At 70.8% G+C, this 21,359-nt stretch carries 15 protein-coding genes and 4 pseudogenes; 11 read left to right on the top strand and 8 right to left on the bottom strand.

Annotated features, from left to right (window positions below; all coding sequences use genetic code 11):
* Nucleotides 1–2 precede the first annotated feature (2 nt).
* The 6 genes and pseudogenes from Q3Y56_RS27530 to Q3Y56_RS27555 all read left to right on the top strand — a co-directional run bounded on the left by Q3Y56_RS27530 (nucleotide 3) and on the right by Q3Y56_RS27555 (nucleotide 5,531).
* The gene (locus Q3Y56_RS27530) at nucleotides 3–1,202 is read left to right on the top strand and encodes an XdhC/CoxI family protein (RefSeq protein WP_304464490.1); all 1,200 of its coding nucleotides are present in this window, start codon (nucleotides 3–5) and stop codon (nucleotides 1,200–1,202) included.
* A gap of 112 nt (nucleotides 1,203–1,314) precedes the next feature.
* A pseudogene (locus Q3Y56_RS33615) lies at nucleotides 1,315–1,935 on the top strand (glycoside hydrolase family 6 protein); the annotation flags it as partial.
* A gap of 864 nt (nucleotides 1,936–2,799) precedes the next feature.
* A pseudogene (locus Q3Y56_RS27540) lies at nucleotides 2,800–3,447 on the top strand (glycoside hydrolase family 6 protein); the annotation flags it as partial.
* A 788-nt stretch (nucleotides 3,448–4,235) separates the two neighbouring features.
* Nucleotides 4,236–4,505, top strand: coding sequence for a type II toxin-antitoxin system prevent-host-death family antitoxin (locus Q3Y56_RS27545; protein ID WP_304464491.1), 270 nt, complete (start codon nucleotides 4,236–4,238; stop codon nucleotides 4,503–4,505).
* Nucleotides 4,495–4,953, top strand: a complete 459-nt coding sequence (locus Q3Y56_RS27550; RefSeq protein ID WP_304464492.1) for a type II toxin-antitoxin system VapC family toxin — start codon at nucleotides 4,495–4,497, stop codon at nucleotides 4,951–4,953. The genes Q3Y56_RS27545 and Q3Y56_RS27550 overlap by 11 nt, the downstream gene beginning before the upstream one ends.
* A gap of 86 nt (nucleotides 4,954–5,039) precedes the next feature.
* Nucleotides 5,040–5,531: a general stress protein gene (locus Q3Y56_RS27555; RefSeq protein WP_304464493.1), complete on the top strand. Its 492-nt coding sequence runs from the start codon at nucleotides 5,040–5,042 to the stop codon at nucleotides 5,529–5,531.
* Between the two features lie 76 nt (nucleotides 5,532–5,607).
* Here the strand turns inward: Q3Y56_RS27555 and Q3Y56_RS27560 are convergent, their stop codons facing one another.
* The gene (locus Q3Y56_RS27560) at nucleotides 5,608–6,789 is read right to left on the bottom strand and encodes a glycine C-acetyltransferase (RefSeq protein WP_304464494.1); all 1,182 of its coding nucleotides are present in this window, start codon (nucleotides 6,787–6,789) and stop codon (nucleotides 5,608–5,610) included.
* Between the two features lie 51 nt (nucleotides 6,790–6,840).
* The gene (tdh, locus tag Q3Y56_RS27565) at nucleotides 6,841–7,893 is read right to left on the bottom strand and encodes an L-threonine 3-dehydrogenase (protein ID WP_304464495.1); all 1,053 of its coding nucleotides are present in this window, start codon (nucleotides 7,891–7,893) and stop codon (nucleotides 6,841–6,843) included.
* Nucleotides 7,894–7,988: 95 nt separating this feature from the next.
* Here tdh and Q3Y56_RS27570 point away from each other — a divergent pair.
* Nucleotides 7,989–8,911: pseudogene (locus Q3Y56_RS27570) on the top strand (LysR family transcriptional regulator).
* 23 nt (nucleotides 8,912–8,934) lie between these two features.
* Here Q3Y56_RS27570 and Q3Y56_RS27575 read toward each other — a convergent pair.
* From Q3Y56_RS27575 to Q3Y56_RS27585, 3 genes and pseudogenes are all read right to left on the bottom strand, one after another.
* Nucleotides 8,935–9,966: a ParA family protein gene (locus Q3Y56_RS27575; protein WP_304464496.1), complete on the bottom strand. Its 1,032-nt coding sequence runs from the start codon at nucleotides 9,964–9,966 to the stop codon at nucleotides 8,935–8,937.
* Between the two features lie 253 nt (nucleotides 9,967–10,219).
* Nucleotides 10,220–11,293, bottom strand: coding sequence for a hypothetical protein (locus tag Q3Y56_RS27580; RefSeq protein ID WP_304464497.1), 1,074 nt, complete (start codon nucleotides 11,291–11,293; stop codon nucleotides 10,220–10,222).
* Nucleotides 11,294–11,400: 107 nt separating this feature from the next.
* Nucleotides 11,401–11,553, bottom strand: a pseudogene (locus Q3Y56_RS27585) (CorA family divalent cation transporter); the annotation flags it as partial.
* Between the two features lie 348 nt (nucleotides 11,554–11,901).
* On the opposite strand from Q3Y56_RS27585, the gene Q3Y56_RS27590 reads away from it, so the two are divergent.
* The 3 genes from Q3Y56_RS27590 to Q3Y56_RS27600 all read left to right on the top strand — a co-directional run bounded on the left by Q3Y56_RS27590 (nucleotide 11,902) and on the right by Q3Y56_RS27600 (nucleotide 16,623).
* Nucleotides 11,902–12,486 (top strand): hypothetical protein, encoded by a 585-nt coding sequence (locus tag Q3Y56_RS27590; RefSeq protein WP_304464498.1) that lies wholly within the window; start codon nucleotides 11,902–11,904, stop codon nucleotides 12,484–12,486.
* Complete coding sequence (locus Q3Y56_RS27595) at nucleotides 12,480–13,907, top strand: hypothetical protein (protein WP_304464499.1); 1,428 nt, start codon at nucleotides 12,480–12,482, stop codon at nucleotides 13,905–13,907. Before Q3Y56_RS27590 ends, Q3Y56_RS27595 begins: the two co-directional genes overlap by 7 nt.
* 505 nt (nucleotides 13,908–14,412) lie before the next feature.
* Nucleotides 14,413–16,623, top strand: a complete 2,211-nt coding sequence (locus Q3Y56_RS27600) for a hypothetical protein (RefSeq protein ID WP_304464500.1) — start codon at nucleotides 14,413–14,415, stop codon at nucleotides 16,621–16,623.
* Nucleotides 16,624–17,032: 409 nt separating this feature from the next.
* Here Q3Y56_RS27600 and Q3Y56_RS27605 read toward each other — a convergent pair whose 3' ends face one another.
* The 3 genes from Q3Y56_RS27605 to Q3Y56_RS27615 all read right to left on the bottom strand — a co-directional run bounded on the left by Q3Y56_RS27605 (nucleotide 17,033) and on the right by Q3Y56_RS27615 (nucleotide 19,798).
* Complete coding sequence (locus tag Q3Y56_RS27605; RefSeq protein WP_304464501.1) at nucleotides 17,033–17,701, bottom strand: nucleotidyl transferase AbiEii/AbiGii toxin family protein; 669 nt, start codon at nucleotides 17,699–17,701, stop codon at nucleotides 17,033–17,035.
* A gap of 5 nt (nucleotides 17,702–17,706) precedes the next feature.
* Nucleotides 17,707–18,099 (bottom strand): hypothetical protein, encoded by a 393-nt coding sequence (locus Q3Y56_RS27610; protein WP_304464502.1) that lies wholly within the window; start codon nucleotides 18,097–18,099, stop codon nucleotides 17,707–17,709.
* Between the two features lie 532 nt (nucleotides 18,100–18,631).
* Nucleotides 18,632–19,798, bottom strand: a complete 1,167-nt coding sequence (locus tag Q3Y56_RS27615) for a magnesium and cobalt transport protein CorA (protein WP_304464503.1) — start codon at nucleotides 19,796–19,798, stop codon at nucleotides 18,632–18,634.
* A 156-nt stretch (nucleotides 19,799–19,954) separates the two neighbouring features.
* Between Q3Y56_RS27615 and Q3Y56_RS27620 the strand changes: the two genes are divergently transcribed.
* Nucleotides 19,955–21,061, top strand: a complete 1,107-nt coding sequence (locus tag Q3Y56_RS27620; RefSeq protein ID WP_304464504.1) for a winged helix DNA-binding domain-containing protein — start codon at nucleotides 19,955–19,957, stop codon at nucleotides 21,059–21,061.
* The last annotated feature ends 298 nt before the right edge of the window (nucleotides 21,062–21,359 follow it).

Genomic DNA, 21,359 nt, shown 5'->3' on the forward strand with positions numbered 1-21,359 from the left:
CGATGCTGGACATCGCTGCCGAACTGCACCGCTGGTGCGAGGAGGGGCGCGACTTCGCCGTCGCCACCGTGGTGGCGGTCGGCGGCAGCGCGCCCCGGCAGCCGGGCGCCGCGCTGGCCGTCGACACCGAGGGCGCCGCGATCGGCAGCGTGTCCGGCGGGTGCGTGGAAGGCGCGGTCTACGACCTGTGCCAACAGGCTCTGCAGACCGGCGCGACCGTGCGGGAGAGCTTCGGCTACTCCGACGAGGACGCCTTCGCCGTGGGCCTGACCTGCGGCGGGGTCATCGACATCCTCGTCACCCCGGTACGGGTCGGCGATCCGGCCCGTACCGTCTGCGCCACCGCGCTGGCCGCCGCCGCCCGTGGGCGGGCGGCGGCCCTCGCGCGGATCACCCGGGGACCGGACGCCCTGCTCGGCAGGACGCTGCTGGTCCACCCGGACGGCACGCACGAGGGCACGCTCGGCGGGGCGCCCGCCCAGGACGCTCCCGTCCAGGACGTCCCGGCCCGGGGCACCGCCGGGCTGGACCGCACGGTCGCGGGTGTCGCCCGCGCCATGCTCGACTCCGGCCGCACCGGCACCGTCGCCGTCGGCGCGGACGGCAGCCTCTGCGGCGAGTCGCTGGAACTGCTCGTGGAGTCCAGCGTGCCGCCGCCCCGCATGATCGTCTTCGGGGCCATCGACTTCGCCGCCGCGCTGGTGCGCGTGGGCAAGTTCCTCGGCTACCACGTGACCGTGTGCGACGCCCGCCCCGTCTTCGCCACCGCCGGGCGCTTCCCGGAGGCCGACGAGGTCGTCGTGGACTGGCCGCACCGCTACCTCGACGCGACCGAGGTGGACGCCAGGACCGTGCTGTGCGTCCTCACCCACGACGCCAAGTTCGACATCCCGCTGCTCCAGCGGGCCCTGCGGCTCCCCGTCGCCTACGTCGGCGCCATGGGCTCCCGCCGCACCCACCTCGACCGCCTCGGCCGACTGCGCGACGTCGGCGTCAGCGAACTCGAACTGGCCCGGCTGCGCTCCCCGATCGGCCTCGACCTCGGCGCCCGTACGCCGGAGGAGACCGCACTGTCCATCGCCGCGGAGATCGTGGCGAACCGGCGCGGCGGCAGCGGCGTGCCCCTCACGGGTGCGCACACCCCGATCCACCACGACGGCGAACCGCTCGCCGGGCAGGGGCGGTTCGACTCCGTCGCCTGACCCTCCGGCGGCGAGGGATCCGCCATCCGGAGCACACGCCCCTTGCGGGACGGGGCGTGGTCGCGTGCTCAATGGACTGATGCGCAGCAGACCACGACACCTCACCGCGCTGATGGCCGCCGCGGCGACGGCGGCCGTACCCCTGCTCAGCGGCGCCGCCACCCGCCTCGAAGCGCCACCGCGGCTCGGCGACCGGCTGTACACCCCACCCGCCAGCGAGCAGGCGTACGAGCACCTGCTGGCCCTCGTCCGGCGCGGCGCCTACCGCGACGCCGCGGGGATCCTGGGCATGGTCCGTACCCCGCACGCGGTCTGGTACGGCGACGATCCCCCCGAGATCGTGGAGCGCCAGGTCCGCATGACCACGTCCCTGGCGGCCCGTCAGGGGGCGGTGCCGGTCCTCGCCCTGTACAACGTCCCCGGCCGCGACTGCGGCAGCTACTCGGGCGGCGGCGCGGGGAACACCCGGGAGTACCAGGCGTGGGTGGACGCGGTGGCCCGCGGCATCGGGGACCGCGCGGCGATGGTCATCCTGGAGCCGGACTCGCTGGCGCTGCTGCCGAAGGACTGCCCGTCGGGCGACGCGGAAGAGCGTGCGGGGATGGACGCGTTCGTCGTGTCCGAGGCCGAGGACAGGTCGCTGGAGGCGGCGGTGGACGCGGCGGTCGACGCGGAGATGGCGGCCGAGGCCGACGCGGCCGACGCGCGTGCCGATCGCGAGGCTGCCGAGGTCGCCGACGAGGCGGGCGCCGCGGACGCGGCCGATGCCGCAGGGGCGGATGCCCTCGACGAGGGGGGCGCCGCCGGGGCCGATGCCGCCGCTCCCTACGGCGCCGCGGGTGCGGCGGCGGGCGAGCCGCCGGAAGGGGGCGCGGTGGGCCGCCGCGGGATGTCCTCGGCCCGCCGCGGGGTGTCCTCGCCCGGTGGCCCGAGTCGCCTCGGCGGCCCGGGTACGGATGGGGCCGTACGGGACAGGGGCGTGACGGGGGAGTACGCGCGGGACGGGGCTGTGCCGGGCGGGGCTGTGGGGGGCGGGTCCACGCGGGGAGTGGGGTCCGCCACGGGCCCGATGCCGTCGAGCGCACCGGCCGGGGCCGAGGCCGCGCCGGGCACCTCCGTGCCGGGCGCCCCCGTGCCGGGCGCCCCCGTGCCGGGCGCCCCCGTGCCGGGCGCCCCCGTGCCGGGCGCCCCCGTGCCGGGCGCTTCCGCGCCGGATGCCTCCGCACCGGGCGCCCCCGCGCCGGATTCCTCCATGTCGGACTCGCCCGCATCGGACTCGCCCGCATCGGACTCGCCCGCATCGGACTCGCCCGCATCGGACTCGGCCGTGCCGGACGCCGCCACAACCGGCGAGCCGACGCCGGGCCCGGCGGACGCCGCCCTGCCCGGGGCCTCGTCGACGAGCCCCGCGCCGGACGCCGTCGGGTCCGATCCGCTGTCGGACGGTCCCGCGTCGGCGGAGGCCGACAGGGCCAGGAAGGCCGGCGGGGCCAAGAGGGCGGCGCGGGCCGAGGAGGCCGCCAGGGCCGACAGGGCGGCGCGGGCCGAGAAGGCCGCCAAGGCGAGGAAGGCGGCGCGGGCCGAGAAGGCGGCGCGGGCGAAGAACTCGCGGACCGCCGCCCGGTACGCCGAGATCAACTACGCCGTCGACGCGCTCGCCGCACTACCGCGCACCCGCGTCTACCTCGACGCCGGGCACTCCGCCTGGCACCCCGCCCCCAAGATCGCGTCCCGGCTGATCGCCGCGGGCGTCGCCCGTGCCACCGGCTTCTTCATCAACGTTTCGGCGTATCAGACGGACAGCGCCAACGCCTGGTACGGCAGGCTCATCTCCTCCTGCCTGGCCTACGCCGCCAAGGGCGGGGACCCCGCCGCCTGCCCGACGCAGGATTGGCCGCGCAACCGGGCCCAGAAGTGGCTCGACGGACACGTCGGGGCGGTCGACCCGGCCCGGATGAAGCACTTCGTCACCGACACCAGCCGCAACGGCCGGGGCCCCTGGGCGCCCGCCGACGCCTACCGGGACGCGCAGGACTGGTGCAACCCGCCGGGGCGGGGCCTGGGCGCCCAGCCGACGACCCGTACCGGCGATCCGCTGCACGACGCGAAGCTGTGGGTGAAGACGCCGGGCGAGTCGGACGGACTGTGCCTGCGGGGCACCCACGGACCGCAGGACCCGGAGCGGATCATGGTGGACCCCAAGGCGGGGAAGTGGTTCCCCACGCAGGCGCTGGAACTCGTGCGGCTGGCCGCCCCGGGCAGCCTCCCCGACTGGGTGCGCATCGCCGACGCCTACGGGCGCGGACTGCTGCCCGCGACTCCTCTGGAGCCCGACGGCGGACGAACGTATGACGAGGGCGAGCGCGGGTACTCGAGGACGCCCCGGCCGTGGACGGAGCCGTGAGCGGCACCCCGCGGCTGGGCCGCTTGCGCACGCCTGGAGGTCCCGATGACCCGGCAGACCTGGCAGCCCTGCCGGTCCGACGCAGGGCCGCGGGCCGCGGCCTCGCCGCCGCCCGAACCCGCTCCGGACCGGGAACCCCAGCCTCCGGTCGAGCCGGGCGCGCCGTCCGAGCCGCAGCCTCCGGCCGAGCCGGGCAAGCGTCCCGAGCCGCGCCCCCACCCGGTGCCGGAGCCGGAGCGGCCACCCGGCCCCGAGCCGGAGCCGCCGCCCAGCCCCGAGCCGGAGCCCCCGCCTCCGCCGCGTCCCGAGCCGCACCCGGTGCCGGGCCCGGAGCCCCCGCCCCGCCCCGAGCCGGTGCCCCCGCCCGGCCCCGAACCACAGCCGCCGCCTCGCCCGGTGCCCACGCCACCGCCTTCACCCGGCCCGGTGCCCACTCCGCCGCCGCCCGGCCCGGTGCCGGAGCCGCAGCCACTGCCGGGCCCGGCACCGCACCCGGTTCCCAGGCCCCCGGGCCCCGAACCCGTACCCGACCCGTCACCGCCACCCACCCCGCTCACGCATCTCCCAGCGCGGACCGGACGTGTGCTACTAGGTAGCACACGATGGCACCAGTGGATATGGTGGACGGTATGGCAGCGCAGCCCGAAATCACCCAACGCGACCTGCGTACCAAGTCCAAAGAGATCATGGACGCCGTCCAGAGCGGCCAGAGTTTCACCGTCACCCGGGACGGCCACGAGATCGGCGAGCTGGTTCCACTGCGCCGCCGCCGTCGCTTCGTCCCGCGCGCAGAGTTCGCCGCCATGTCCCGCACCGCCCCCGACATCTCCCCGGCCGCCTTCCGGGCAGATCAGGACGCCGCCGTAGAGCAGGAGCCGGACGACCCCTATGCCCGTTGAGTACGAACAGGGTCTGCTCGACACGAACATCGTGATCCTGCGCAAGTGGGTGGACCCTGAGGAGCTGCCCGCGGAGATGGCCATCTGCGCCATCACACTGGCCGAACTCTCCGCAGGACCCCACCAGGTACGCCGCAACGGCGAGCAGGACGACTACGACGAGCACATGGAACGAGCGCGGCGCATGGATGTCCTCCAGCGTGCCGAGAACGAGTTCGATCCCATCCCCTTCGGCTCGGAGGCGGCCCGCCTGTATGGCAGAGTCTGTGCGGCCGTGATCAGCTCGGGCCGCACGCCTCGCCGCCGGGTGGCCGACCTGATGATCGCCTCTGTCGCCATCGCAGAGGAGTTGCCCCTCTTCACCACCAACCCGGACGACTACAAGGGGCTGGATGGCCTTCTCACCGTCGTCCCCGTCACCCGGCCCGAGCTGCTCCACGACCGATAGCCGACGTCACCGCGCCCGTGCCTCGATGTTTCGGTACGGCTTCGCCCGGCTACCCGGCGCTCCAGCGACGCGAAAGGGGTCCGGACATGTCCTCCACCGCAGACGCGGGCGGGTTCAACCCGATCACCACGGCGTGGAACACCGTCGCCCACTACGCGACCTACGAAGAGGCCCAGGAGGCGGTCGACCGGCTCTCCGACGAGGGGTTCCCCGTCGAGCACATCGATATCGTCGGATCCGACCTGCGCCTGGTCGAGCATGTGACCGGGCGGCTCACCAAGGGGCGGGCCGCGGCGGCCGGAGCGGCCAGCGGCGCCTGGTTCGGGCTCTTCATCGGCCTGCTGGTGGGACTGTTCACCACCGGGCCCGCCTGGCTCGGGCTGATCCTGGGCGGCCTGCTGATCGGCGCGTTCTGGGGGGCGGTCTTCGGCTACGTCACCCACGCGGCGACCGGTGGCCACCGGGACTTCTCCTCCACCCGCAGCCTGGTCGCGTCCCGCTACGACGTCGTCGCCCGCGGCGGCCACACCGAGGAGGCCAGGGTCATCCTGGAGCGCGCCGGTCTGATCCCGGCGTGATCCCGGCCCTGGCCCTGGCCTGCTCGGTGTGGCGTCCGGCCGGGATCGGCCGACTCGGTGCGGCGTCCGGCCGGGCTCAGCCGGCCAGTTCGTCCCGTACCTCCCGGAACGCCGCGACCGCGCGCAGCACGTCCTCCGTGGAGTGCGCGGCGGACAGCTGGACCCGGATCCGGGCCTTGCCCTGGGGGACGACCGGGTACGAGAAGGCGATCACGTAGATGCCGCGCTCCAGCAGGGCGGCGGCCATCCGGGCGGCGAGGGCGGCGTCGCCGATCATCACCGGGGTGATGGGGTGCTCCCCGGGCAGGACGTCGAAGCCCGCGTCCTCCATGCCGCGGCGGAACAGGGCGGTGTTCTCCGCCAGCCTGGCGCGGCGCTCGTCGGACTCCGCGAGCAGGTCGAGGATGCGCAGCGAGGCGCCGACGATGGCGGGGGCCAGCGAGTTGGAGAACAGGTACGGGCGGGAGCGCTGGCGGAGCAGCTCGACGATCTCGGCGCGGGCGGAGACGTAGCCGCCGCTGGCGCCGCCGAGCGCCTTGCCGAGGGTGCCGGTGACGATGTCCACCCGGTCGGTGACGCCGAAGAGCGCGGGCGTGCCGCGGCCGCCGTCGCCCGTGAAGCCCACCGCGTGTGAGTCGTCCACCATGACGAGGGCGCCGTAGCGGTCGGCGAGGTCGCAGATCTCGTCCAGCGGCGCGATGTAGCCGTCCATGGAGAACACGCCGTCGGTGACGATCAGCTTGTGCCGGGCGTCCGCCGCCTCCTTCAGGCAGCGCTCCAGGTCGGCCATGTCCCGGTTGCGGTAGCGGAAGCGGGCGGCCTTCGACAGCCGGATGCCGTCGATGATGCTGGCGTGGTTCAGCTCGTCGGAGATGACGGCGTCGGCGGCCGACAGCAGGGTCTCGAAGACGCCGCCGTTGGCGTCGAAGCAGGAGCTGTACAGGATGGTGTCCTCGGTGCCGAGGAAGTCCGACAGCCGGGCCTCCAGCTCCTTGTGCGGCTCCTGCGTGCCGCAGATGAAGCGGACCGACGCCATGCCGAAGCCCCAGTCGTCGAGCGCCTGCTTGGCGGCGGCGATGACGTCGGGGTGGTCGGCCAGGTCGAGGTAGTTGTTGGAGCAGAAGTTGACGACCTGCCCGTCGCCGACCCGGATGCCCGACGACTGCGGGCTGGAGATCACTCGCTCGGACTTGTACAGCCCGGCCTCGCGGATCTCGTCGAGCTGGGTGCGCAGGTCCTCGCGCATGCTGTCGAACACGGGGTTACTCCTCGTCGGGGCGATGGTGGATGAACCGGTGGACCAGGGCGGTCAGGAGGCCCCGGCGGCGAGCGTGGGCCGGGTCCAGTCGATGACGACCTTGCCGCACCGCCCGGAGCGGGCGGCCGCGAACGCCTCGGCATGCTGCTCGTAGCCGAAGCGGTGCGTGATGACGGGGCTGATGTCCAGGCCGTTCTGGAGCAGGACGGACATCGCGTACCAGGTCTCGTACATCTCCCGGCCGTAGATGCCGCGCAGCGTCAGCATGCGGGTCACGATGGCCGCCATGTCGAGGGCGACCTCGCCGGTCGGCAGGCCCAGGATGGCGATCCGGCCGCCCGGGCTCATGTGGGCGATCATGTCCTGGAGGGCGTCGGCGCGGCCCGACATCTCCATGCCGACGTCGAAGCCCTCGCTCATCCGCAGGCCGGGCATGACGTCGGCGATGGCGTCCTGGCTGACATCCACGGCGAGGGTGGCGCCCATCTTGCGGGCCAGCTCCAGCCGGTAGGGGCTGACGTCGGTGACGACGACGCTGCGGGCGCCGGCGTGCCCGGCCACCGCGGCGGCCATCATGCCGATCGGCCCGGCCCCGGTGATCAGCACGTCCTCGCCCAGCACCGGGAAGGACAGGGCGGTGTGCACGGCGTTGCCGAACGGGTCGAAGATCGCGGCGACGTCGAGGTCGATCGGGTGCCGGTGCACCCACACGTTGGACTCGGGCAGCACGACGTACTCGGCGAACGCGCCGTCGGTGTGCACGCCCAGGCCGATCGTACGGATGCACAGGTGGCGGCGGCCCGCCATGCAGTTGCGGCACTTGCCGCACACCAGGTGGCCCTCGCCGCTGACCAGGTCGCCGACCGTGACGTCCTGGACACCGGGGCCGGTCTCCACGACCTCGCCGACGAACTCGTGGCCCAGCACCAGCGGTGCGCGCACGGTGCGGGCGGCCCAGTCGTCCCAGCTGTCGATGTGCAGATCCGTCCCGCAGATCCCGGTGCGCAGCACCCGGATCAGCACCTGCCCGGTGCCTGCTTGCGGTGCGGTGACGTCGGTCAGCTCCAGGCCAGGACCGGCGGCGGTTTTTACCAGTGCCCTCATGGGCGACCACTGTGCTGGGCGACCGCGTTTCAGTCCATCGGTAATTTCCACGACTGCTTGTGAAGCTCCACTTCACAGCATGAGAGACTGGCCGGGTGATCGACCCACGCAGGCTCAGGGTCCTGCGGGCCCTCGCCGACCACGGCACGGTGACCGCGGCGGCCCAGGCGCTCTACCTCTCCCCGTCCGCAGTCTCCCAGCAGCTGGCCGCTCTGGAGACGGAGGTGGGCCACGCCCTGCTGGAACGGCGCGGCCGCTCGGTGCGGCTCACGGCCACCGGCGCCGTACTCGCCCGGCACGCCCAGCAGGTTGCCACGCAGCTGGAGCGCGCGGAGGCCGACATGGCCGCCGTGTCGGCCGGGCTGGCGGGCGTGGTGACCGTCGCGGCCTTCTCGACCGCCATCACCGAGGTGGTCACCCCCGCCGTGGTGGCGATGCGCTCGTCGGCCCCCCAGGTGCGGGTACAGGTCAAGGACGCCGAGGGCCGCGCCAGCCTGCGGCTGCTCCTCGACGGAGACGTCGACGTCGCGGTCGCGGTGGCGCACCGGGACACCCTGGGCGCGGACGAGGAGGCGATCCTGCGCGAGCCGCTGTACGCCGAGCCCTTCGACGCCGTACTGCCGCCCGGCCACCCCCTGGCCCACCACCCGACCGTCCCCCTGGCCGACCTGTCCACCGACCCGTGGATCACCCCCTGGCCGGGCAACCCGGTGCACGACGTCGTCCTGCGCGCCTGCGAGGACGCCGGCTTCCAGCCGCGCGTGGAATGCCTGTCCGACGACTTCCGCGCCGTGTGCGCCCTCGTCGCCGCCGACGCGGGCGTGGCCCTGGTCCCCCGCTCCGCCCTGCACTCCATCGACCTGGCCGCCGCCACGGTCCGCCCCTCACCGGCCGCCCCCCGACCCGCCGGGTCTTCACCGCCGTCCGCCGCGGCAGCGAGCACCACCCCCTGCTGGGGCTGGTCCTCGACGGCCTCAGGAAGAACGCCGGCCGACTGGGCACCTCCCAGGGCGGCTGACGGCGGGTCCCTTACGGCTCCGACTATGCGACCTCGAGCCGCTCGGTCAGAGCACGAGCGAGCGCGTGGAACTCCTGGTAGCAGGTCATCACGTTCTTCTGATGGCCTCCGAGCGCTCCGTCGGACGCCTTGAGATCGAACATCGGCTTGCGGGCGTCGTGGGCGAGCGGCATCAGACTGCGGTAGTTCCGCAAGGTGGTGATCTCGTAGGTGCGATCGTCGGCGGACCAGGTCGGATGGCCCAGAATCGCGGTGCCGTACACCCAGGGAATCCGGGCGAGCCAGCGCTCGTATGCGCGAACCGGCCTGTCGAGGCGCACTCCCGGCTGCATGATCACGTAACCCAGCGGCCGCATGGCCCCTGCCGGAGCCGAGATGGAGGCGGGGATCTTCGGCATCACGACGGTCTGCCACTGGTCACGCCAGTCGCGCAGGGTCGGACCGAGGTTGAGCAGACCCTTGAGGGAGAAGAGATCCGCGGCCATGGGCATGAGCACGGTGTCCGCGGCGATCAGAGCCGCGCGGTTGATCGCGCCGAGGTTCGGGCCGACATCGACGAGCACGAGCTGGGCGTCGACGGCCTTGGCCGCATGGTCGATGATGCGGTGGAAGGCTGTGGTGGTGCGGATCGCCGCCGGGTCGCCGCCGTAACCGTTGAGCCAGGCAGCGGAGAGCTTGTCCTCGAACTTGCTCAGCTCGAGGTTCCCCGGGAGTAACCAGAGCCCCTCCGTGACGTTCACCGGGGTGACGGCGGCGATATCGCCGGTGCCCTCCAGGATCGGCCGCACAGCGTCGGCGACGGTGCGCTGCCCTTCGGCACGGTGGAACAGCTTGCGCTGTTCCGGGTGGTCGTCCTGCGCGAACAGCTCGGAGTCCTTGCCCCAAAGCTCTTCCAGCTCCTCCTCGTCCAGGATCGCCGCGGTGAGGTTCGACTGGGGGTCGAGATCCACGGCGAGGACGCGGAGCCCCTGGCGCTGCAGCATGTGAGCGAGGTGGTAGGCGAGCGTCGTCTTGCCGACACCGCCCTTGTTGTTGAACAGCGCAACTGAGATCACTGGGCGACCCCCGCCCTGTGGACAGCTGCCTCGGGGAGCTCGGCCGTGCGTGGTAACCGCGAGGCGGCGGTTTGCCGCGTGATGCCGAGGAGTTCGGAACGGTCGATCGTCATACGGCTCATACTTCCGTATGGGCGTGGCGGAGTTGCGGCGTTTCGGTCGGATTCCGCAGCGGCGACCGGCGAAGCCTCCAACGGCGCCCGGCCGTTGGAGGTCGCTCATGGGTGGTTCCTCTCGTGTGAAGCCTTTCGGGTCAGCCCGCGGTCGGCGGGGCGAGGCGGGAGAGATAGTTCTCGGACCAGACGTCTTGGGACAGGGCATACAGTGCGCCGTCCGGGGTCGTGGCCAGCTGCGTGACCCTGGTGCCGTCGGTGAGCGAGGTGTCGGCCACCCACGAAGTGCCGCTCCAGCGCAGCAGCTTCGGGTCGCCGACCGTGCCGACCTGTACGCCGGCGTAGATCTGACCGCCGTAGTTGGCGAACGACGTGACGAGGCCGGAGGTGGGGAGGTCCCTGCTCGTCCAGGTCGCGCCGTCCCAGTGCCACACGTGGTCGTCGGAGGCGACCCACACGTCGTTCGGACCGTTGTTGAGCACCTTACGCAGGATGTTCATCTTGCCCGGCGTTTCGGGAAGCCGCACCTCGCTCCACCCGGTGCCGTCGTAGTGCATGGCCAGCGGCTGGTAGTCGGCCACCTCGTCGCTCATGGAGCGATAACCGACGGCCCAGATGTCGTTCTCGGACCGCACGTCCACGGCCTCGAAGCTTCCGGGTATGTCGGTGTACGTCTTGGTGTTCCACCCCTGGCCGTCCCAGTGGGTGACGGTCGGGTTGAATCTGCTGTTCCGGGTGTTGCCCGCGCCCCACAGGCTGGTTCTGCTGACCGCCTCGGCGTCGAGAATCTCCACGCGCTTGGTGTCGGGGGCGAGGTCGGACGACCACTTGGTGCCGTCGTAGCGGTGAACGTGCCAGACCCTGTCGCCGATGTCCTTCCGGCCGATCGCCCACAGGTCGTTGGGTCCGGTACCGGCCAGCGTTTCCAACGCGGCGTCGGAGGGCGGGTTCAGTGCCTTCCAGGTGCTGCCGGACCGCTGCCACAGCTTCGGCGCGGTGGGGCCGCACATCTCCCCGCACGTGCTCATCGTCGTGGCGTAGGCGTTCTGGCTGTCGAAAGGCAGCAGCGACATGTTCACGTACGTGGCGGGAACCGGCAGCGATTCCCAGGTCGTCGCGGCGTTCGCGGGCGACGCGACCAGACCGACGGCCAGGGAGGCGGCCGCGGCGAGGAGCATGGCGGTACGCCGGCGCCGGGCGGTGCTCTGTGTCATGTGATGCTCCTGAGTCATGTGAAAGGGCCCGTAGATCCTCCCCGGAGACGGTCACTTGACTCCCCTGTTTACGGCCATCGTTCGCCCCACGGATGGCCGGATTGCCTCTACAGCCAGTCCCGCCGCTTGAAGATGAAGTACAGACTCACGCACACCACGCCCATCAGGTTCAGCTCCGGCATCGCGTCGAAGTTCATGCCGTAGATCGTCCCGACCAGCGTCGGCGCGAACAGAATGGCCGCCCACGACGAGATCTTCTTGAAGTTGTCGCCCTCAACGCGCTGACCTGCGCGGATCGCTGTGCGAGCCGTGCTGGCCTGCGACTTTGCGCCTTACCGATGCTTTCATCATGACGCCGTTTTGCGCGGTCGATCCTCCCCAGCCACTCCCCAGAGCGGCTTTATTCTCCCCAGATTCTCCCCAGCCGAGGGCCTCGTGGCGTACGGATGTTGCCGGTCAGAGGCATGTTCGGACACACGGACCCGCTACGCACAGTACGCGTAGGGCCGCCCGTCGGTGGCCAGTTAGCGGCTGGCCGGTTTCAACCACTTGAAGCGGAAACTTAGCTGAGGCACCCTTTCCCGGTGCCGGGTGAAGAAGCGCACCTCGTGGGTGCAGAGACCGTCCAGCGGGCGAAGAGATGGCTCGAGGGCACCATGCGCGTGGCCCAGTCGTACACCAACACGGACGGTGCCTGGGCGAAGAAGCTCACCCTCCACTGGCCGCACGGTAATGAGAAGCAGTTCTCTTATGACCTCGGCGGGGTCATGCGTGGCGGTGACTGGGATGGCCAGATGTTCTGTGCCGAGGTCAAGTGGCGCCGGAACTCAAGTGATCAGGGTACGGAGTACAAGAGCTTTCTGGCCAAGTGCTACGTCGCACTCAGCAAGGACTACATGCTCGGCGATCACTACATGTGGATCAGCTGGGCGCCGTTCCGTGCACGCGATTGGGACGTGCTCACAGCACCGGAGACTATCCGGGAAGCCGTTCTCGCCGAGGCGGTTCGCGCTTTGGGCACGGAAGATCTCGACGAAGCCCGGGAACTGATCAAGGACGAGATCGTTGATGAGCTGTCGGCGCGGCTCTGGATCGTGGTCATGTCGGAGAAGCAGGAGAAGCTCGTTCCACTCGACGACTGGCGTGGAGTCGTCGCCCGCTTCTACAACAGCCAGGGGAAGACGTCATGGTGACACCCGTCGCACCCGAGATCGATCGCGCGCTCGACCACCCTGACCCCCGCGAGGCGGTCGAACGGGTGAAGGACGTGGTGCAGCGTCGGCTGCTTGCGGTGCATCCCTCGGCCAAGATCGTCCGGACCACCTTCTTCAACCACACCTACGTTCCTGACCTGCTGATGACGTGGAAGAACGGCAGCCGGGCGGCTGAACGGCGGGTCTATCTTCGGGCTTCCTCCGATCCGGTTCTCCTCGCCAACGACGTGATGCTGCTCGAACGAGAGCAGCAACCGCTCGTCGTGCCGCTGGGGCAGGTCGGGGAAGGCCCTTCGTGGACCCGACTGGACGACATCGCGGGGGAGCGGCAGACGCTCGTTCTGGATCCCTTCGGACTTGGGGCCCTGCCTCTCCACTCGGCGACCCGCTCGCCGGTTGCACTCGCTTCCGACGCGATCGTCGAAGGCGGTCGCGGGATCATGGGACAGGACCAGGTGGAGCAGTTCCTCGCCTCGGTGGACCTGGGAGTTGGTGCGGCCCGCGAGGGCCGGGAGGCCCCGACTCGTGCCGCCCTGACCACGCTCGGCCGGCGCACGACCCCGGGCGTGGCGCATCGGCTTTCCACTTTCATGGCCGCGATGTGGCAAGGCAGCGGCCGGTCGATGACGGACTTCCCTGGCAAGGTGCCGCTGCGCTCGTCCCTCGACGCCACCTCTTTGAGCCTGCTGTTGTCCTCGGAGGAGATCGGCGACGAAGACTTCTGGCGGCGTATCCAGCCGCTTGTGGATATCAAGCCGCTGCTCGACAGCGGCATCACGGACACCGAGAATCTGCAACACCTCATGCGTAGCGCCGTCGGCGCCTGGAAGGCCCATGTCTGCATGGTCGTCGAAGGGCGCAGCGCGGGCACCGGCGCGGTTGGCAGTTGGCGCTGGATGGTGGACCGAGGACGACTGGCCTTGCAGGGGCCCGATTTCATCGCGTACATCGCCGGCAGCCGCAAGGATCTGGAGTTCCCCGAGGAGCACGAGGTTCCGTTGCTGGCGGAGGTACGTGAGCGGGCGAACAGACACGGCATCACGCTCACGTCGATTCGCATGATGACGCCGAACCGGAGTATCGGATACGACTCGCCTGGCGAAGATGTCACCAACGACCCGCAGTTGGACGGCATCAGCGCGGCGCTGGGGCAGGAGGAGGGAGTCGTCGAGGCTCTGGCTATGACACCCGGGGGGTACGCCTTGAGGTGTAACTTCTCCACACAGACGGCTGGCCCGCCCGGCGCTCGGGCGTTGCTCGTCTACGCCGATCTCTTGGGGACGGCTCTCCGTCTTCTGCGGCCGTTCGGTGAGGAGAACGCGGTCGTGCTGCGCGACCTGCTGGGCGGAGGGCCGGTGCCGCCGGCACAGTGGTCGCAGCCGACCCTGCCAGAGACGTAAGCAGAGGACAGCGGGGAGGCCGATTTCCGTTGGTCGGCGGTCCGTGTTCCCGATCACGCCCTGGCACCGCCAATGGACTCGTCGTCTCCATTGCGAGCTACGCCGAGCTCCTGGACCCGCGAGGCAGGACTGAGACACAAAGGGTGTGAGCGCCCCGCAACGTAGCACGTCGTCCGGGCGAGGCGCGCTTCTGCGGGTCGTGCACTTCTTGTCGGAGGAGTGGGAGTGAGCGATAACGGATTGCATGCCGTGACCAGTGCTGTTGGCCTACCCTGAGCTCTTGGGAGGTCACGGGATTGCGGGCTGCACTTCTCAGAGAACTTGGCGGCAGAATCCGGGACTTCCACAACGGGGAGGCTCCAGAGGCTGTGCTCGACGAGGCGGGGATCACGCGCGCCTCGGAAGTCATGACGATGGTGAGTGAAAGCTGGACGAACTTCAGGAGGTGGACAGCGAGATCCTGCACACGGTCGCCGCGTACTACTGGGCACAAAGAGCCCGGATCGTGTCGGAGGCCGAAGCCGTCCACCAGGTCATCGACCCGGCCTTCGCGCTCTCGCAGGAGGCTGTCGCCTCCGTCGTGACAGGTGCCATGCGCCTTGTCGAATCCGGAACGCCGCGGGACGCGGTACCTGTGCTCACCCTCGTGCTGGAGGCCGCATCCGTCCGTTGGGGGAGGGGGATCGGGAGTCCCTGGTGGTGGGCGGCCGACGCCTATGTCGAGGCCGTGCGGCTGAGTTTGGTCGAGCGCCCCGACGGACAGCTGTTCCAACGTGCCCATGACGCTGTGCGCGCCCAGATCGACGCACTGCGCGCGGCCTCCGAGGCAGCGGACACCAGCGAACTCGCTCGGACCCTCTTCGCTGCCGGACTGCTGCATCTCAGCCCGTGCTTCGGCGAATCGGCAGGGTTGGACTTCACCAGTGCGCTGAGCATCCGGGAGGAGCGTCGCAGGCGACAGCAGTCCCTCCACCCGGACGATCCCGCCCACACCGCGGTCCCGGACAGGCCTCCGCCTCCGGACGCGGCCGTGGCCGCCGTCGCATACCTCCGGGAATCCGCGGGCTTGGCGGCGGGACACGAACGGGGGCGGGTGCTCAAGGCCCTGGCCGAGGCACTCTCATTCCTTGCCGGGCTGCGGAACGAGTCGTACGACCGGGAGATTCTCTTCGCCGCCCGGGAGGCGTTCGACGTCATCGATCCGCGTCGCGAGCCGTTGGCCCATCTCTACCTCTTACGGATTCTGTACCGGTGCGGCGAACTGGCCCTGCCCGACGACCTTGCTGCCATGCTGCCCGTACCCCTCTCCGCGATCAGGCAACGGCAAGGGCTCCATGAGGCGTCATGCGTCTTTGCAGAGGCGCTCACCCTGGCCATGGAAGCCCATCGCCTCGATCTCCAGGCCCGTCTGCTCACGGCGGCCGACCGTGACCTGCCGTATCTGTCCATGGACTCCCCCCGTCGGCTCCGCTGGTCGAGCGAGGTGCACTGCCTCGCCGAAGACCATCTGATCTGCACACCGGAGCCGATGCCCGTGGGCCTGCTCGTCGACCAAGTGCGCTCCTCCGCGGAGGCAGGCGCGTGGCCCGCCGAGCAACGAGCGGCGACGCTCCCTCACCTCGCGGCACACGCGGATCCGGAGCAGGAGGGCGAGGCTGGACGCGAACTCGTCGACGAGGCGCGGAAGGTGTCACCCACCCTCTTCCAGCGCCACGTCGATGCGTTCGCCTACCGCGATGCCGTACTGGCACACGACATGGGAGTGCATGCCCAGGCACAACGGCAGTTGGACACCGCCGCGGCGTCTTTCGCGTCCGCGGCCTTCGGCTTCGCCCTGTGCCGACAGTCCGACTTCGCTCTCGCAGCCCTCGACGCCGGCCTGGGGTGCGCAGAGGACTCCGAGGGGCCAGAGGCCGAACGTGCTGCGACCGCGCTGATCCCCGCGTCCGTGTTCCTGCGCCAGGTTCCGGACGAGACCGTGGACTGGAAGCTGTACAACCTCTACGGAAGCCACCGAATGACCTCTCTCGACCGGCTGACCGCAAAGGTAGCAACCTCCTACGACCTCACGCTCGTTCTGACCCTCTTCCTGCAGGCACCGACGCCTCAGCCCCCGCTGACGGGGCGGATCTCGCTGAGCGCACCGGTCGTGCGCCCGCTCACCGGCATGCAGGCTGCCGAAGGCGACGGCGATGCGGGGGATTTCCTGGAGTCGCAGTCCGCCCAGTACGACTACCTGCTCCTTAGCCTCGTCTGTTCCTTCCGCCCCTCGTCGGAGGGAGCTCCGTTTACGGACGCGGGCGTCGGCGTCCGACTGGAGGCTCCGGGCCAGCCGGCCGAACGGCAGCCCATCGCGTGGTCCATCTCTCCGAAGAAGCGGGCCGTCCCCGTCGTGCCCTCCGGCTCGCTGATGCTGACCGCCAATCTCATGCTCGTCGACGCAGGTGTCGAGTTCACGCCGCACCAGGGCGGACGCGAGGAACTGTTCGTGGTCGGCATGGGTGAACGCGACAGCGAGCCCGAGTGGAGGTCTACCGCCACCCCGGACACGCCCCTGGTTGGCGACGAATCACTCGCCCTGATCATCCGGACCCCAGCCGGTGTGCCGACGCAGGCCCACATCACAGTGGCCGCGACCGTCAAACAGCGCCGTCTCGGCCTGATCCCGTACCGTGCTGAGCTCCCTCCTGCCTTACGGACCATCGACCTTCGGTGACCCAACGACCCTCCCCAAGGAGGGTCTTCCAGGGACTGCCCTCGGCAGGAAACGGAATCGGCGGCTAAATGCTTAGAGGGCACTTGGTGGGAGGGGATGAGGTGGTTCTGACCTGCGCGAACGCGCCCGCCCGCTGGCCGCTGGCGAAGACCGCGTGCGCTAGGTGTATTAAGCCGTAGCGTTGTTGACACGGCTGATTGGCGGGTGTCCGTCGAGCGCGGTGTGGCAGCGCTGGTGGTAGGTGTGGAGGAAGTCTGCCCGGCCTGGTCAGCCCGTCTCGGCACGTGACCACCCGGGCCACAAGCCGACAGCGCAGCACCCACCTGTCCAAGCAGCGCGCCGATACCGAAGGCCACCGCCGCAGTCCTCACCGCGAAACGGTCGGTACCGTGATCATGACGCCGTGCGATCAGTCGATGTCCTGGGCATCGGATTCTTCGAGTAGGCGGGCCGCGAGGTCGTCGGCCCACTTCACGGCCCAGATGCGGAGAGCGGTGATGGTGGCATCGTCGAGGCCGTAGGCGGCGAAGGCTTCGTCATCGGTCCACTCGGCGCCGGTGAGGTTCGCCTGGAGGTCCTCGCGCTCGAAGCGGCCGCGGGCGTGGCGGCGGCCGAACTCCTCGAGCTCGGAGTTTGTCCAGCGGCGGGAGGCAGCGAACGCGTCGATCAGGTCGCGGGGCGCTCCGCGGTCGGCAAGGGCGCGGACCTTGGTCCCGATCACGTCCTCCTCTGCGAGGACAGGCCCGTATGGGCTTTGGACGACGGGCCGCCAGAAGATCTCCTTGAGGATGTCGACTTCACAGTCGTCCCCGGTGACTGGGTCAGTCACGGTGAAGCGAGCGGACAGCGGGGCTGTCTCCAGCGCCTGCACTTTCCAGCCCCGAGTCTCGAGGCCGCTACAGAGTGAGGCCGCGATGTCGGCCATGGGCGCCGGGTTCTCGGTGGCGACATCGAGGTCCTGGCTGGGACGGTTCACGAGGCGGTGCGCCCTCACGGCATACCCACCGGTGAGGACCAAGGGATACGGCGAGCCAAGGGCAAGCACATCCGCCAGGAGTCGCGTGTGCAGCTCCGGCATGTCCGTCACGCGGCTGCCCGGGCGCGGGAGGCGAGCTGGGGGAAGGCGTCCTCCCATACGGTGCGCACGGTGCGACCGACTAGGGTGCGCAGCACGGGCCACAGCTGGAGGAGCAGACCCTGGTTGAGGTACCGGGGGAGGTCGTCGTGCAGGCCCTCGTGCAGGACGGTGCGGTACAGGCCCATGCGCTGGCGAGGTTTGCCCAGGTCGTACGAGGTCATCCCGGACCAGGCCAGGTGCAGCGGCAGCTCTACGACTCCGTGCGTCGGCCCATGCAGCTCGTCCAGCGACTCCGGCAAACGGCGCCGGAACTTCTCCCGGTACAGCGCGAGGTCCTCGGCGTCCGCGCCCGAGAGGTCCCTCGGCGCGGGTGCGGTGTGCTGCGGGCTGGAGGACATGCCTCCATTATGGCGTCCGCAGAAGCGGTGCGGGCCATGATGCGCGGGCCCGCGCCCGGATTGAGCAGGGGTGGACCCCGGCGGTGCGCCGGCTGCCGCAGCCTGCTCTTGCCCTGAGTAGGAGGCACGGGCTGTCGGCCGTATGCGGGTGACGGGCCGATCCTGCGCATACTGACGTCGGCGACCTATTGGGAGTCCGCACAGAGCGGGAGGGCGTGTGCGCCGTTCAGAAGCTAACGTCACTGTCTGTGATCCGTTGCGGGTGCAGCAAGGGCTACGGTGAGACGTTGACCAGGAAGCGGGACAGCGCCGAAGCCGCAGACGCAGGACCCGGATCGTCAGCCGATTCTCCCCGGATTCTCCCCAGCGGCTGCAGGAGGAGAAAAGTCCTGGTCAGGGCCTCGCCGGAGGCAGGTAGACGAGATCCCTCTCATCACTTCTCCCCAGGGGCTCCCCAGAGCCTCAAATGGGCGCGTGTGCGGGAGGTGCGGAAGCAAACCATGCGCGCCGCGTAAGCGGGGTCGATCGACCGCTAAAGCCAATCCCGCCGCTTGAAAATCACGTACAAACTGACGCAAACAACCCCCATCAGGCCGACCGCGAAGGGGTATCCGAAGCTCCAACTCAGCTCAGGCATGGACTCGAAGTTCATGCCGTAGATGGTTCCAACAAGTGTGGGTGCAAAGAGAATTGCGGCCCAGGCAGAGATCTTCTTGATTTCCTCGTTCTGCTCGAACCCCGCCTCGGCCAGCGCCCGCATCTCCGCGTTCTGCTGCTGGGTGACCAGCGTCGCGTTGACCGCGAGGATGTCGGAGAGGGCCGAGCGGAAGCCGTCCACCCGTTCGCTGGTGGACGTGACGTGGTCGGCGACGTCGCGCAGGTAGCGCTGGAGCTCCTCGTCGGTGCCGTACTTGTCGAAACCGGCCATCAGCGCGTGCAGCATGACGACCAGGGGGCGGGTCGCGCGCTGGAACTCGACCATCTCGCGGGCGAGTTCGTAGATACGGCGGGAGACCTCGGGGTCGCCCCGGAAGACCTCGGTCTCGATCTCGTCGATGTCGTTCTGCACACCCGCGACCACGGGCCCGTAGCCGTCCACGACCGCGTCGAGGATCGCGTACAGCACGGCCTCCGGGCCCAGGGCCAGCAGCTCGGGGGCGGCCTCCATCCGGCGGCGTACCGCCGACAGGTCGGGCGCCATGCCGTGCCGCACGGTGATGACGAAGTCGGGGCCGACGAAGAGGTGCAGTTCGTCGAACTCCACCTCTTCCGGCGCGTCGAGGTAGCGGGCGGCGCGCAGGACGACGAAGAGGGTGTCGCCGTAGCGCTCCAGCTTGGGCCGCTGATGCGCCTCCATCGCGTCCTCGATGGCCAGCTTGTGCAGGTCGAACTCCTCGGCGAGCGAGACCAGTTCGGCCTCGCTGGGCCGGTGCAGGCCGATCCACGCCATGCTGCCGTCGGCCTCCTCGCGCAGCCGCCGGTAGGTGGCCGCGAGCGTGCCGGGGGTGGCGACACGGTGCCCGTCGCGGTAGACCGCCGCCTCGACGACGGTGCGCGCCGGGGGAGTGCCGAGGGAGCCCGGCGCGGGCGCGGCCGGCGCGTGCGGCCCCGCGGCAGGCGGCGGCGAGGCACCGCCGTTCGCCCGGCCGCCTGCCGGGCGCAGCCAGGAGTAGTGCTTCTTCTGCTCACCGCTTGTCACGGACTCACACCTCCTCGCCGTACGCATCGCCACGTGGCCCACGCCGCTGTCCAGGGCCGACGCAACCCCGAGCAGGATATACGTCCGATTTGACCCGGTCGGCCAGACCGGATTTGCGGACCGAACCTGTCCGCGTCGCCCCCTACCGTGGATCTCATGACAACGACCGGGACGGTGCTGACCCGCCGCGACCTCAACCGCGCCACCCTGGAGCGGCAGCTCCTCCTGCGCCGCGCCCGGATGACGGCCCTCGACGCGGTGGAGCATCTCGTCGGCCTCCAGGCGCAGGCCGTCAGGCCGCCGTACCACGCGCTGGCCGCGCGGCTCGCGGACTTCCGGCCCGAGGAACTGTCCGGGCTGCTCGACGACCGGCGGGTCGTGCGCATCGCGCTCATGCGCTCGACGATCCACCTGGTGAGCGCCGCCGACTGCCTGGCGCTGCGGCCCCTCGTCCAGCCGGTGCACGACCGCGTCTTCCAGGGGAACCACGGCAAGCGGCTCGGCGGCGTGGACCTGGAGCGTCTCGCCGCCCTCGCGCGCGAGCTCGTCGAGGAGCGGCCGCTGACCTTCAAGGCGCTCGGCGAGCAGCTGCGCGCCCACTGGCCCGACCGCGACGGCCAGGACCTGGCCATGGCCGCCCGGACCGTGCTGCCGCTGGTGCAGGTCACGCCGCGCGGCCTGTGGGGCCGCAGCGGGCCCGTCGCGCATACGACGGCGGAGCACTGGCTGGGCGCGGCGCTCGACCCCGCCCCGGACCTGCCCGGCACCCTGCTGCGCTATCTGGCGGCGTTCGGCCCGGCCTCGGCCAAGGACATGCAGACCTGGTGCGGGCTGACCCGGCTGCGCGAGGTGATGGACGGGCTGCGGGCGCGGCTGCGGACGTTCCGCGACGAGCGGGGCGTGGAGCTCTTCGACCTCCCGGACGCGCCCCGCCCCGCCCCGGACACCCCCGCCCCGCCGCGCTTCCTGCCGGAGTACGACAACCTCCTGCTGTCGCACGCCGACCGGAGCCGGGTGATCAGCGACGCGCACCGCCCCAGGATCTGGCAGGGGAACCAGGCCTACAGCGCTTTCCTGGTGGACGGATTCGTCCGCGGCGTGTGGCGGCTGGAGCAGGCCGGAGGAACCGCCGCGCTGGTGCTCGAGCCGTTCACCCGGCTGACCCCGGCGGAGCGGGCCGCGCTGGAACCGGAGGCGGCGGCCGTCCTGGCGATGACCGCACCGGAGGCCACCGCCCATGACGTGCGCTTCCTGCCGGCGTGAGCCGGGCCCTCGGGCGGGCGGCATGACGGGCGAGCCGCGCCCCGACCGCACAGCGGGCGACGGCAGCGCCCTGCCGCGTACCCGAGGCGGTGCCCACGTGGTGGGACCGATCACGAGAAGCACCAGACCCGAACGGCACCATCGACGGACGCGGACCGCAACCCGCGACGGACGCGGACGGCAACCGACCACGAGGGACACCAGCCCACCCAGGGAAGCCGCGGCGGACACGGGCCCGCGGCCGACGACGGGAGGTGGCGGGGCCGCAGGGGCGGGTCCTGGAGGCCACGTGTATTTG

The sequence above is a fragment of the Streptomyces sp. XD-27 genome (assembly GCF_030553055.1).
Lineage (GTDB): Bacteria > Actinomycetota > Actinomycetes > Streptomycetales > Streptomycetaceae > Streptomyces.